10 protein-coding genes and 1 rRNA gene are annotated in these 13,507 nt (G+C 29.9%); 7 read left to right on the forward strand and 4 right to left on the reverse strand.

Features of this window, described 5'->3' with window-relative positions; translation table 4 throughout:
- Positions 1-241 precede the first annotated feature (241 nt).
- The 3 genes from EXC46_RS00450 to EXC46_RS00460 are packed head-to-tail and all read left to right on the forward strand — an operon-like array spanning position 242 to position 2,733.
- Entirely contained in the window at positions 242-556 is a 315-nt protein-coding gene (locus tag EXC46_RS00450) for a hypothetical protein (protein ID WP_027333766.1), read from the forward strand.
- Positions 534-854 (forward strand): hypothetical protein, encoded by a 321-nt coding sequence (locus EXC46_RS00455; RefSeq protein WP_027333767.1) that lies wholly within the window; start codon positions 534-536, stop codon positions 852-854. The genes EXC46_RS00450 and EXC46_RS00455 overlap by 23 nt, the downstream gene beginning before the upstream one ends.
- Positions 855-903: 49 nt before the next feature.
- Entirely contained in the window at positions 904-2,733 is a 1,830-nt protein-coding gene (locus tag EXC46_RS00460; protein WP_027333768.1) for a hypothetical protein, read from the forward strand.
- Between the two features lie 1,147 nt (positions 2,734-3,880).
- On the opposite strand, the gene EXC46_RS00465 is transcribed toward EXC46_RS00460, so the two are convergent.
- The 4 genes from EXC46_RS00465 to ftsY all read right to left on the reverse strand — a co-directional run bounded on the left by EXC46_RS00465 (position 3,881) and on the right by ftsY (position 8,405).
- Positions 3,881-5,797 (reverse strand): DNA gyrase/topoisomerase IV subunit B, encoded by a 1,917-nt coding sequence (locus EXC46_RS00465; RefSeq protein WP_027333769.1) that lies wholly within the window; start codon positions 5,795-5,797, stop codon positions 3,881-3,883.
- A 140-nt stretch (positions 5,798-5,937) separates the two neighbouring features.
- Positions 5,938-7,050 (reverse strand): molecular chaperone DnaJ, encoded by a 1,113-nt coding sequence (dnaJ, locus tag EXC46_RS00470; protein WP_027333770.1) that lies wholly within the window; start codon positions 7,048-7,050, stop codon positions 5,938-5,940.
- 85 nt (positions 7,051-7,135) lie between these two features.
- A complete protein-coding gene (locus EXC46_RS00475; protein ID WP_027333771.1) occupies positions 7,136-7,366 on the reverse strand; it encodes a sigma factor-like helix-turn-helix DNA-binding protein in 231 nt (76 codons plus the stop codon).
- On the reverse strand, positions 7,359-8,405 hold the full coding sequence (ftsY, locus tag EXC46_RS00480; protein WP_027333772.1) for a signal recognition particle-docking protein FtsY: 1,047 nt from the start codon (positions 8,403-8,405) through the stop codon (positions 7,359-7,361). The genes EXC46_RS00475 and ftsY overlap by 8 nt, the downstream gene beginning before the upstream one ends.
- 315 nt (positions 8,406-8,720) lie before the next feature.
- Between ftsY and EXC46_RS00485 the strand changes: the two genes are divergently transcribed.
- The 4 genes from EXC46_RS00485 (at position 8,721) to EXC46_RS00500 (ending at position 13,341) form a co-directional block, all read left to right on the forward strand.
- A complete protein-coding gene (locus tag EXC46_RS00485; RefSeq protein WP_129622106.1) occupies positions 8,721-9,914 on the forward strand; it encodes a hypothetical protein in 1,194 nt (397 codons plus the stop codon).
- A gap of 136 nt (positions 9,915-10,050) precedes the next feature.
- Positions 10,051-10,242, forward strand: a complete 192-nt coding sequence (gene rpmB, locus EXC46_RS00490; protein WP_027333774.1) for a 50S ribosomal protein L28 — start codon at positions 10,051-10,053, stop codon at positions 10,240-10,242.
- Positions 10,243-10,348: 106 nt separating this feature from the next.
- Positions 10,349-11,578, forward strand: coding sequence for an IS3 family transposase (locus EXC46_RS00495; protein ID WP_165005584.1), 1,230 nt, complete (start codon positions 10,349-10,351; stop codon positions 11,576-11,578).
- A gap of 256 nt (positions 11,579-11,834) precedes the next feature.
- A 16S ribosomal RNA gene (locus EXC46_RS00500) occupies positions 11,835-13,341 on the forward strand.
- The last annotated feature ends 166 nt before the right edge of the window (positions 13,342-13,507 follow it).

Below are 13,507 nucleotides of genomic sequence, written 5' to 3' on the forward strand. Positions count from 1 at the left end.
CTAAAGTATATAAATTTAAAAATTTTGATATTTAGTTGTTTAAGAATATGAATAAAAATTTTAAAAAAGAGCTAAATAAAACTTTTAGCCCTATAAATAAGGAGTTTTAGTCACAGCTCTTTTTTTTTTTTTTTTTGTTATTAAATATAATATATATAGGGTTTAATACCTTTAAAATATGTAATTAAGTAAAAAAAGTAATTTTGAATAAATTATTTTTTACCTCAGAAAAGGAAAAATAATGAAAATTAATAACACACTTTTAAAATGATTATTAACATTATTTGCTATATTTTTAGCTATATTTTTAATTTCTGTAAGCATTTATGTTTACAACAACACAAACACTCACTTCAAAACATCATACACAGATATCAATAAGTACTTAAAAGCATGAAATACAATTCAAAACTTTAATCAAGCAATAATTATTTGAATTATTGTTTCTTGTTCATTCACTGTTGCGTTTGCAATTGTTTTCTTTACTGTTTTAATTCGTGTTTTAAGTAAAAGACATTCACATGGAGTCCAAAATGCAAAAAACTTATATAAATAAATTTTTAAAAATAACAATCATTTTAGGAGCATTGTCATTATTATCTTTTATTGTTTTTGTAACTGTTTGAATCATTTTGCAAAATAATTATTATGATTTAAACTCAACATTGAATGTGCTTTTAGAAGATGATTACGCATTTAACCATGATTTAAAGCCAATTCAAGATCAAATTAAACTAGTGAGCTCAAGAATGTGAGCATTAATGGTAGCAACTTTAACAAGTGGAGCTAGCACAATTGTTTTTGGAGCAACTTCATTTGGAATTGGTTTTTACAAAGCTTCTAAATTGAAATAGATTTTATTAAAGTTAAAAGCCAAACTGTTAATTTGAAAGGAGCAATAAAATGAAAAGAAAATGATTTTATTTAACATTATCTTTTTTACCTGTTGCTGTTTCTGCGTCTTGTTTTCAAACTCAAAAGATTGAACCTAAAGAAGATGAGAAACCAGAAAACCCTACAACACCTGAAAATCCAGGTACAGTAGATCCAAAAGAGCAAAATGGCGAAATTGGAAAATCATATGATTTTAATGTTCCGATTTCGAATTTAACTGTTAATTTAAGAGACTATATAACTAGATGAAAGAAAAGCAGTGATAGTTTATACTACAGATTCTTCGAAGATATTGTTGAATCTGCTAAAAATGATATACCTTCCGTTTTATTAAATCGTAATGCAGCGCAAGTTTTTATCTCGAGTTTTATGTCAATGATCGCTCAATTAGAGCTTTCAAAAAATGATCCAGCTAAATATAATGACGTTTTATATATGTTAGATCAATTAGTTTGAGATTATTATCAAAAAGATGCAAGTACAAATCGTTTTGACCTTAATTTCTTACTTAAAAAATATCAAGATATTATCAGTGATAAAGAAATTAACACCGATAGTGGAAAACTTTGAATTTTAGGAAATACTAAATATATTTCAGGCATTGATCGTCCATATAATATTTTTCCACAATCACTTGAGGAACTTTTAGATTACTTAAAACCTTACCTTGATAAGGGAATTGAACTTTTTGATTTCTTTATCCCGGATATTTCATTTATTAAAATGAACCGTCAGCAAAGACATTGAATCATTAAACATGCTAATAAAATTACTTTATTAAGTGATGGGAACGCACAACCATACACATTTATTAGAGATAATTATATTAAGTGAGTTAAAAATCAAAAAGAAAGTTATTCAGAAGCAGAATTATTAAAATTCTGAAATGAATATAAACAATCAGAAGGTTTAGAAATGCCGATTGATTACCACTTCTTTTATACTTTAAGTGACAAAATTAGAATTTTTAACTTAAATAATGGTTATATGCAACCACTTAACGATGATTTAGAAAAGAGAGGTTTTGGATGAGCAAAATTAAATGTTTACGCTTATCCATTAAATCCTGAAACTTTCTATGAATATCTAGAACTTAATGACGAAAATAACGTTAGAAATGATTATTTAACTGTTAATAAACTCAAAAACAAAAGTTTTTTAGACCTAGTTGTAGATGGAAAAAATAATTACAATCCAAACAAAAAGAATTTAGTTTTTATGGGATCATCATTATTTAGAAAAACAAATGATGATGAATGAAGGTTTCAGACTCAAAAATATGCACTTGATGAAATTCATGAGTTCTTTGCTAAAATCAATGAACTTTATCCACAAGATGAGTATAATTATTTCTTCAAACTGCACCCTGTTTACAACCTAGAAGAATCGAAAATTTATCTTAATTATTTATTAGGAGAGCAAGCTAACAAGGCAATCTTATTAGATTCAGGAATTGCATGAGAAAACATGCTTGTTGTTGACTACGAAAATATTGCAAACGGTAGTTCTGTACTCTTTACACCAGATGGTAAATCAAAAACACAATTATATGGACTTCAAGGTACAACAACAACTTTATTAGCAACAATGACATTCTTAAAAGAAAGTTTCGGATGAAATAACAAGGAAATTAAAAGTTTTGTAAATCTAGCAAACTTCCCGCTTTCAAATAAATTTAACATTATCAAAAGAGATATAGAATATGAAAATCCTGATCAAGGATATCAAGAGAATGTTGCTAAAATGAAAGAAGTTTATCGGTACTTTATTACTTCTGGAGATTTTCCAGGACCTAAAGAATGAATTGATATGCGAACGTTCTTAAAGCGCCAAAATTAAAAGAAAAAAAGACAGCTTAACTGTCTTTTTTTGTTTGAAATATTTCTGGTTATCTTGCTATCAGTTTACTCTAAAGAAAGTCTAACCAGAAAGGGGAACAATGATAAAAATAGCGAGAAAGAAAAATGGATAATTTAACATTGTTCTTAATTTTTCTTAATGATTATATAACCTTTAGAATGTCTTTTTTAGAAAAAGAATATTTCTTAAATCTAAATGTGAAACAAATAATAAAATATCACATTTTCTTTTTGGTTAAAACTTGAATACAATATACATAAAATCTTAAGATGCAACATACTAAAAAAAGTGAGAACAAACATAAGAAGATAAACTTTCATACTTATTTGTCCTCTTTTTGTCATTTTCTTTATCTATTTAATGGTTAGTAATCAAAAAAGACTACTAATCAGAAAGGGGGAGTAAAATGGAAAAATTGTTTGGGCCGAGAGATGAAAATAATTCGTTTAATTTTATTTTTTCTAATACTTTTAGTTATTTGAAAAATAATTAAATAAAATTTTTTCACCCCCTTTTTTATCCCAAACACAAAAAAACACCTTTTCCGAGAAGGTGTTTTTTTGTGTTTGGGATAAAGAGTGAAAACAACATTAAGTTGTTCTTTAATATTATACAACTTTGCAATTATATTTTCATTAAAACAAAAAAATTCTTGTTGATTGTGCAAGGATTTGTTTATCTGTTTCTACTACAATTTAAAAAATACTCTTTTTATGGCTAACCATTGATTAATATTGTGAGCAAAACAGTTTTTTATACTTTTTTTCTTCTTTTTTAGTATTTTTTGCTATTTTCTTTATCTATTTAATAGTTAGTAATCAAAAAAGACTACTAACTAGAAAGGGGGAATATGAAAAAAACGCGAGAAAGAAAAATGGACAATTTAACATTGTTTTTAATTTTTCTAATTTTATTGGTAATTTTAAGAACATTTAAATAAAAAGTCCATTTCCCTCTTTCTCACACAAAAAAACACCTTTTCACAGAAGGTGTTTTTTGGTTAGAAAGAAATTGGAATAATTTAACATTATTCGTATTTATTATATAACTTTTTGAATGATTTTATTTATAAAAAGCAATTTTAAAAATGTTTTGCCAAGTTATCGCGGCGATTTAAAACTCATTTTTAGTTTGCTATTTCAAAATCATCTTCATTTGTGAAATCAACATTAGAATCAATCCATTCACGTCTTGAAGCAACATCATCACCCATTAGAACACTTACGCGACGTTCAGCTAAATAAGCATCTTCGATTGTTGCTTGGATCAAGGTTCTAGTTTTTGGGTTCATCGTTGTTTCTCAAAGTTGATCGGCATTCATTTCACCTAATCCTTTGTATCTTTGAATTTCTGTAGGATTTTTTGTTGCACTTAAAATTTCTTTGAGTTCATCATCTTCTCAAGCGTATTTGATTTCTTTTGTTGTTTTATTTGTGATTTTATAAAGTGGCGGAAGAGCGATAAATACCATTCCATTTTCAATTAAAGGACGCATGAAGCGATAGAAAAATGTAAGTAATAAGATTTGAATATGAGCTCCATCAGTGTCGGCGTCAGTCATTATAATTATTTTTTTGTACTGACTTTTTTTGATATCAAAGTCTTTACCAAAACCGGCTCCAATTGAATTTATTATAGTAATAATCTCCATGTTTTTGACAACATCAGCAAGTTTGGATTTTTCAGAGTTAATAACCTTACCACGAAGCGGCAAGATTGCTTGTGTTTTACGATCTCTACCACTTTTAGCACTACCACCAGCAGAATCACCCTCAACAAGGAAGAGCTCTTTTTCTTCAGGTTTTTTTGATGTTGCTGGCGTTAATTTATCGCTTAAAATAATTTTGTTTTTTAGAACCTTTTTAGATTGGCGACTTTCTTCTCTTCTTTTTCTTTCTTCTAAACGAATTTCATAAGCACGCTTGATTTTTTCTAAAACTTTTTTAGCAACTTGTTTATTTTCAGCTATTCAAGTTTCAAAAAATTTATTTGCTACTTCTTCAACTGCGATTTTTGCATCAGGTGTACCGAGTTTATCTTTAGTTTGACCAACAAACTCTAACAGATTTTCAGGTATTTTAAGTGAAATAATACATGTTAATCCTTCACGAATATCTGCTCCGTCAAATAAATTTTTACCTTTTAAAATTGCTTCTTTGACTGCGAATTCATTGAAAGTTTTAGTTATAGCTGTTTTTAAACCAGTTTCATGAGTTCCACCATCACGTGTTTTAACGTTGTTAACAAAACTAATTATTAAATCATTATATGAATCGGTTCATTGGAATGCTACGTTAACTTCCATATCACGGTTAACATCAGAAAATGAAACAGGTAAGGTAATTTGCGTTTTGTTTTGATTTAAATCGTTTAAATAAGCAACTAAACCATCGTTATGTTGATAAATTTCAGTTATATCCTGTTTTTCATCACGAAAAATAATTTTTAAATTTGTAACTAAAAATGAACTTTCTTTCAGTCTCTCTGCAATCTTTTGATGACTTAAACGAGCTTTTTTGAAAATTACATAATCAGGTCAAAAACGAACAGAAGTTCCGGTTTTTTTAGAAGTTCCTATTTCATGAGTATTTTCGATAATTTTATCTTGTTGAAAAGCCGTTTTGTATAATTTACCATCACGAGCAACTTCAACTTCTAGCTTTGTCGATAAGGCATTTACAACACTTGAACCAACTCCATGTAAACCACCAGCTGATTTATAGACACTTCCATTGAATTTACCACCAGCGTGCAATTCAGTAAAAACAATCTCTACTGCTGTTCTTTTTTCTCCTTTGGCTTTTTCAACAGGAATACCACGTCCATTATCTGTTACTACAACAGATTCGTCTTCTTTAAGAATAACTTCAATTTGTGTAGCAAATCCAGCTAATGCTTCATCGATAGCATTATCTACAATCTCTCAAACAAGGTGGTGAAGACCATTGACATCAGTCCCTCCGATGTACATCCCTGGCCTTTTTCTAACTGCTTCTAAACCTTTTAGTTGTTTAATATCTTCTGCTGTATATTTTTGACTCATAGTTCTTTAATTATAAATTAAAAATACTCAAAATTTAAAGCAATATTACTTTAATTAAGATTTAAAAATGTCTAACGTTTAAAAAAATAGCAATAAAAAAAGCACAACTATTGAGCGTGCTTTCTAAAATTTTAAGCATATTATTTAGCTTTTTGTACTGTTTCCACGAATTCTTTGTTTGTGTTATCTTCGATCTTCTCGAAAATATTTTTAAGTTCTTTATTTTCTTTTCTACTATATTCAGGAACAATCACTTGAATTCTAAAGTAAAGGTTTCCAGTTCCTCTTGAAGTTGTAACTCCTTTATTTTTAAGTGAAACTCATTGACCTTTTTGATATGACTTTTTAAGTTTTACTTTTTGTGGTCCATATGGAGTTGGTATTTCAATATCATTTTCAAGCATTAAATCAACAAAAGAGACCGGAACAACTATATATAAATCGTTTCCTTCACGTTCATAATAATCGTGTTTTTCCACTCTAATGTAGATGTATAAATCACCGCTTGGCCCACCATTTTTACCAGGCCCTCCAAAACCTTGTAATCTTAAACGAGTTGAGTTAGAAGCTCCTGCAGGAATATTAATTTTGGTTTCTTTTTTAACTTTAATATATGTATTTCCATGACATTCGTGACATTTTTTAGAAATAATTTTACCTAATCCATGACATTCGCTACATTCAACTTGTGAGTAAGTTTGTCCGAAAATACTGTTAACTACTTTTTGTTCGAATCCTTTTCCTTGACATTTACCACAAACTTGTACATCGCTAGGTGTTTCTGCACCAGAACCATGACAATGTGGACATGTTTCGTATTTTGTGAATTCTTTATTTAAAGTGACTCCGGTTATTGATTCCATAAACGATATTTTAATAGCTGTTTCATAATCATCACCAGGAATTGGTCCGCTATTTCTTTGTGCGTTTTTTCTTGAACCAAAACCATGAAAGATATTTTCGAAAATATCTTGGAATCCACCAAAACCTTCAAATCCACCAGCGTTGAATCCACCAGCACCTGCTCCATTTGCTCCGGCGTGACCAAATTGATCGTAACTTCTTCTTTTGTTTTCATCTGAAAGAACATCATATGCTTCGTTGATTTCTTTCATTTTTTCATCGCTTGTACCATCTTTAAGAACATCTGGGTGGTATTTTTTAGCTAACTTACGATATGCAGATTTAATTTCTTGTGCGGTTGCTGTTTTTGAAATACCTAAAACATCATAATAATCTCTTTTATTACTCATAGTTATTTAATTTTAGCACATTTTTACTTTAATTGCTAAATAAAAAACGTAGTTTTAAAACTACGCTTTTGAATCGGTCAAAAAATTAAGAATTATTTAGCTTATTTTCAATTTTTTCTAATTTTGTAATTGCTTTTTTTAATGTATCAAAAGCATTGGAACGAGTTGTTGCTAGAATTTCGGCTATTTCTGCATAAGAAAGATCTTCATAAAAATAAAGCTGAAAGACTTGTGATTGATTTTGAGTGAGAAAATTTTTGTATTTTTCAAAAAGTTCAATATATTTTTCTACTTTCTCAATTGAATCTTTATTCATTAATTAAATCCTTTGTCATTTGGTAAATAAATAAATCTAAATCGAATTCTTGTAAATCATCTAATTTTTCACCTAAGCCAATATATTTAACATCAATATCATATTCATCTTTAATTGATAAGACAATTCCACCTTTTGAAGTCCCATCCATTTTAGTTAAAATAATTCCGGTTAAATTTGCTATTTCTTTAAAAGCACGAGCTTGACTAAGTCCATTTTGACCTGTTGTTGCATCTAAAACTAAAAGTGATTCATGTGGCGCTGAAGGTTCAAATTTTTGAATAATTCCCACCATTTTTTCAAGCTCTTTCATTAAGTTAACTTTATTTTGCAATCTACCAGCTGTGTCAATAATTACTAAATCATAATTTTCTTTTTTTGCTTTTTCCATAGCTTTATAAACTACTGAAGAAGGATCTTGGCCTTCTTTATCGGGTTTGATAATATCAACACCAATACGATCTGCTCAAATAGATAATTGATCAACTGCTCCAGCTCTAAAAGTATCACCAGCAGCTATTAATATTTTTAACCCTTCATTTTTGTATTTATTAGCTATTTTGGCAATCGAAGTTGTTTTACCGCTTCCGTTTACACCAACAAAAATAAGAACATTAAGCCGATCTTTTTCAATGTTTAAGTTAGTGTTTACGATCGAATTATTTGCGTAAACAACAAACATTTGATCTGCTACTATTTCACCAATTAATTTAGGATCATCAATATTATTTGTTCTAACTTCAGTTTTGATTTTTTGAATAATTAAATCTACAAGTGAAATATTAATATCTGACATAATTAATAACTCTTCAAGATCTTCGAAAAATTCTTCGTTGATTTCTTTGTGTGCATTTTGGATTTCTAGAAGTTTTTTTCCAAAGAAAGAGCTATTACTTAAACCTGTTTCATATTTTTGGAACTTCTCACTATTAATAATTTCTTTCTCTTTTTGTTTTTGAAGTTCTTGTTCAACGCTTTGGGCATTAGGGGCTTCGTTTTTGTTAAAAACTTTATTAATTAATTTTTTAAAGAATTTCATATTTAATATTTTAACTTTTTTATTTAATAATTTATTTAATCTTATTTAGCTTTTTAGCAGTTTCCGTTTAACATTATATAGATGACTTACTCAAAACAACAGACTTCATTTATCTTTAAAGGCTTTGAGAAAATTGATTTTTTCTATTTCGGTTATCAATTTTTTAAGCCACTTTTGTTTCATTTATATGAAAAGCAAAAACTAGAAAGTTTCAATAATCGAAAACGAAACATTAGACTTTTAATTAACTTTCCATACCAAAAGATCGAAAAAATAAATTGCGATTTATGTGAATCGCTTTTTTATGATTTCAAAATGGCAAAGAACTTAGTTTGTCCACCAACAGATGAAGCGGAGCCAGTTGTGAAAGTATATGATAATGCAAAATTTCTTTTCGAGTTTGAATTACCTAAAGCCGATCTTCCTTGCAAAACACAAAACTTAAGACTGTTTTTAATCTTTTTAAGTTCATTAAACTTAATAAGTCGCAAATTCATTAAAGCAATCAATCGCCGCAAGTTTATTTTTTGAGAAATTAAAATCGATAATATTTCAAAAATGATTGTATCCAGCACTAATAATACATTTGTTGAAATGATCAAAATCAATATGGTAGAGAATTTTAATCTCAATAAACAATTAAGTGCTTTAAAAACAAGAAAAATGGAAAATAGTTTTATTGAATCTTGCATCTTAACAAACTTTCTAATGCCAAAAACAAGCAACCTTCAAATTAGTCCGCTTTTCAAGACTTTACTTAATAGTGCTAATCCACTTAATTCTTACTGAAAAGAAGTTTTTCAAAAATCGATCTTTAACCAGCCTTATTTAGAATCTGAATTGGAGCTCAAACCAAAGTTAGAAAAACCAACTAGCACAAAAGAAAAGTTTATTAAAGATGTTAAAAAAGATAAAGAATTTTTAAATTTAGCTCTACAAATTTACACGAAAATTCAAATTGAAGATCAATTAGAAGAAGAAAACTTGGATTATTTTGAAACACTAAAGAATAAAGATAAACAAGAGAATTTCTTTATTATTATATGGTGCTTCTTACACAACAAATATTTTAGAGATGGATTGCCTGATTTTTGATTTTGAAAAGAGAACATTCAGTTTTTACTTTTTGATACAGATTTTACGAGTTACGAAAAAGAAAAGCTTTATGAAATTTCTTTAAGAACAACAGAGTGATCAATTTTTAATGAATCTTATAATAAGATTTTAGTTTTAGTCTTTTTATATATTATGAACAAACACGATACCTTACAAAATTACTGAAATACAAAAGCCAAGATAGATGAAGGAGAAAAAGAATTTGCACAGATAATTCAAAAATTATCTTATTTTATTAGAAAGATTGGAGCAAAAACCCTACCTTATAAAAATTGAAATGAAAAGGATGTTATGAAAGTTTTTGAGTTCCTTAAGTCAAATAAAGAACTTAAGGTAGCAGAAATTTTCGAATATCTCAATAAACTTACTGAATTTAAAATAAAGTGAAAATAAATAGGTTGCAAGCAAATGTTATTTTATTAATAAATAAACTTTAGAAAATTTATTTTTTTAGTATAATAATTTTGCTTTTACAAACTTATAAAGTATTTAATTAGCTAATTTAATATATAGAAAGGAAGTAAAAAAGATGGCAAGAAGAGACGTCTTAACAGGAAAAGGGCCATTAACAGGAAACAAGCGTTCACACGCTATGAATGCCTCAAAAAGAAAATTCAATGTTAACTTACAAAAAGTTAAAGTGAATTTAAATGGTCGTTCACAAAAAATTAGAGTTAGTGCTAAAACTCTTAAAACTCTTAAAACAAAAGGATTAATTTAATCTTTAGAGTTTATTTATAAATAATTAAAAAAACAAAAGCGTTTAAACTAGGACACGAAATATGGACACAACCATATTTCGTGTTTTTATATATTTAGGAGGTATTATGAGACAATTAAAGGCACATCAATGATTAGAACTATTCGCTAGTTACGAAGATTACAAAAATAATTTGATATCAAAAAATGATTTTGAACTTAAATATTATTCAATCAGAGGTTTTAGTTTTTTTGATAGAAAATTCAATGAGGCTAAAAAATATTTTGTCTTCAAGTATAACAGATATAATTTAGGAATGATAAATATAGAATCGCAAACAGGTAAATCATCTAAAAAAGGTAAAGGGTCAGGTAGACCAAAAAGGCAAAAAATTACTCCTATTGAAATTGTAAAAAAGGAATGAGAAAAAATGCCTAAGGAACAATTGATTGAAATTTTAGAAATTTATAAAGACTCTTTTGATAGAAATAATATTGAAGTTGATATTTCTAAAATTAAGAAATCTTCACTTTCTACAAGAAAATTGGGCCTATGCTTTAATAAATCTAAGTCAACAATTCACAATCTAAAAACTAAAGATCAGCAAACAAGAAAAAAATCTGTAAATACTAAATATGATGAATTAATAATTAAGTCATTTAAGAAAAATAAGGGTTTGTTTGGTAGAAAAAGATTGGAAAGTTATATTAGAACAAAATTCCAAATAGATCTAAATTATAGGACTATTGGTAGAGCGATGAGAAGATTAAACTTATTTTGTTTAATCAGAAGAAAGAAAATAGACAGAGAACAAAAGAACACAAACGTAAAATTTATAGATCTTGTTAATCGTGATTATCACGGAGAGACAAACCAAATAATTGCCACTGATGTTACTTATATTTCTGCACCAAAAGATTGCTTAAACAATTTTGTATTTTTATCTGTTGCGATTGATCACAAAAGCAAATTTGTTGTTAATTATAATCTTTCAAAAAGAAATGATTTAGAACTAGTAATGGAACATATGTCTAAAATCAAAATGGACAAAAAATGAATAGCTCATTCTGATCATGGTTTCCAATATTCTTCAAAAACTTATGTAGATTTAATTCAGAAAAACAATGGTGTTGTATCAATGGGTAGAGTTGGAAATTCTTTAGATAATAGAGAAGCAGAATATTTCTTTTCGATTTTAAAATCAGAATGTTTAAAATTAATCGACATTACAAAAATAACTTTTAATGAATTAAAATCATTGATTGATGATTTTGTGTTTTGATACAACAACGAAAGAATTCAATCAGTATTAAATTGAAAAACACCTCAAGAGTGTTGAGGTGTTTTAGCAAATTAAACTTTTTGTCCACTTTTCGTGTCCCAGTTTAGTTCTGATCAAATGTTTTTGTTTTTTTATTTCTTTTTTAAAATAGGTGATGTATAATAGTTATTGCAAATGTTGTTCTTAAGTTCAAAATCAAAGTTACAAAATAAATTTTAAAAAAATGAAAAATTTTCTTTGCTACTTTGAAATTCTTTGTATAATACTTAAGCAAACATTTTAAAACAAAAGTTCTTTGAAAACTAGATATATACAATACATGACAGTCAATTTTTTCGAGAGTTTGATCCTGGCTCAGGATGAACGCTGGCTGTGTGCCTAATACATGCATGTCGAGCGGAGTTCTTCGGAACTTAGCGGCGAATGGGTGAGTAACACGTACTTAACGTGCCTTCTAGATTGGAATAACGCTGAGAAATTAGCGCTAATGCCGGATACTTATATGGTTCGCATGAACTATATATAAAAGAAGCTTTCAAGCTTCACTAGAAGATCGGGGTGCGTAACATTAGCTAGTTGGTAAGGTAATGGCTTACCAAGGCGATGATGTTTAGCGGGGTTGAGAGACTGATCCGCCACACTGGGACTGAGATACGGCCCAGACTCCTACGGGAGGCAGCAGTAGGGAATTTTCCACAATGGGCGAAAGCCTGATGGAGCGACACAGCGTGCAGGATGAAGGCCTTCGGGTTGTAAACTGCTGTTATAAGGGAAGAAAAAATCGTGGAGGAAATGCCATGATCTTGACGGTACCTTGTCAGAAAGCAACGGCTAACTATGTGCCAGCAGCCGCGGTAATACATAGGTTGCAAGCGTTATCCGGAATTATTGGGCGTAAAGCGTCTGTAGGTTGTGTGTTAAGTCTGACGTCAAAACTTGGGGCTCAACCCCAAATCGCGTTGGATACTGGCATACTAGAATTGTGTAGAGGTTAGCGGAATTCCTAGTGAAGCGGTGAAATGCGTAGATATTAGGAAGAACACCAACATGGCGAAGGCAGCTAACTGGGCACATATTGACACTGAGAGACGAAAGCGTGGGGAGCAAACAGGATTAGATACCCTGGTAGTCCACGCCGTAAACGATGATGATTAGCTGATGGGAACCATCGGCGCAGCTAACGCATTAAATCATCCGCCTGAGTAGTATGCACGCAAGTGTGAAACTTAAAGGAATTGACGGGGATCCGCACAAGCGGTGGAGCATGTGGTTTAATTTGAAGATACGCGTAGAACCTTACCCACTCTTGACATCTTCCGCAAAGCTATAGAGATATAGTGGAGGTTAACGGAATGACAGATGGTGCATGGTTGTCGTCAGCTCGTGTCGTGAGATGTTCGGTTAAGTCCTGCAACGAGCGCAACCCTTGTCCTTAGTTAGATGATCTAAGGAGACTGCCCGAGTAATTGGGAGGAAGGTGGGGACGACGTCAAATCATCATGCCTCTTACGAGTGGGGCAACACACGTGCTACAATGGACGGTACAAAGAGAAGCAAGACGGCGACGTGGAGCAAATCTCAAAAAACCGTTCTCAGTTCGGATTGTAGTCTGCAACTCGACTACATGAAGTCGGAATCGCTAGTAATCGTAGATCAGCTACGCTACGGTGAATACGTTCTCGGGTCTTGTACACACCGCCCGTCAAACCATGGGAGCTGGTAATGCCCGAAGTCGGTTTTGTTAACTACGGAAACAACCGCCTAAGGCAGGACTGGTGACTGGGGTTAAGTCGTAACAAGGTATCCCTACGAGAACGTGGGGATGGATTACCTCCTTTCTACGGAGTACATTACCTATATTAATAGGATACTTAAGACTATTTTTATTAAAATTATTTGTTACAATGACACATGTACTATGTTAATAGTCCATAGATATATCTAGTTTTGAGAGAACTTTCTCTCTAATTGTTCTTTGAAAACTGAATAGTAAAGATATTACAA

The sequence above is a fragment of the Mycoplasmopsis glycophila genome, from assembly GCF_900660605.1.
GTDB classification, from domain to species: domain Bacteria; phylum Bacillota_I; class Bacilli_A; order Mycoplasmatales; family Metamycoplasmataceae; genus Mycoplasmopsis; species Mycoplasmopsis glycophila.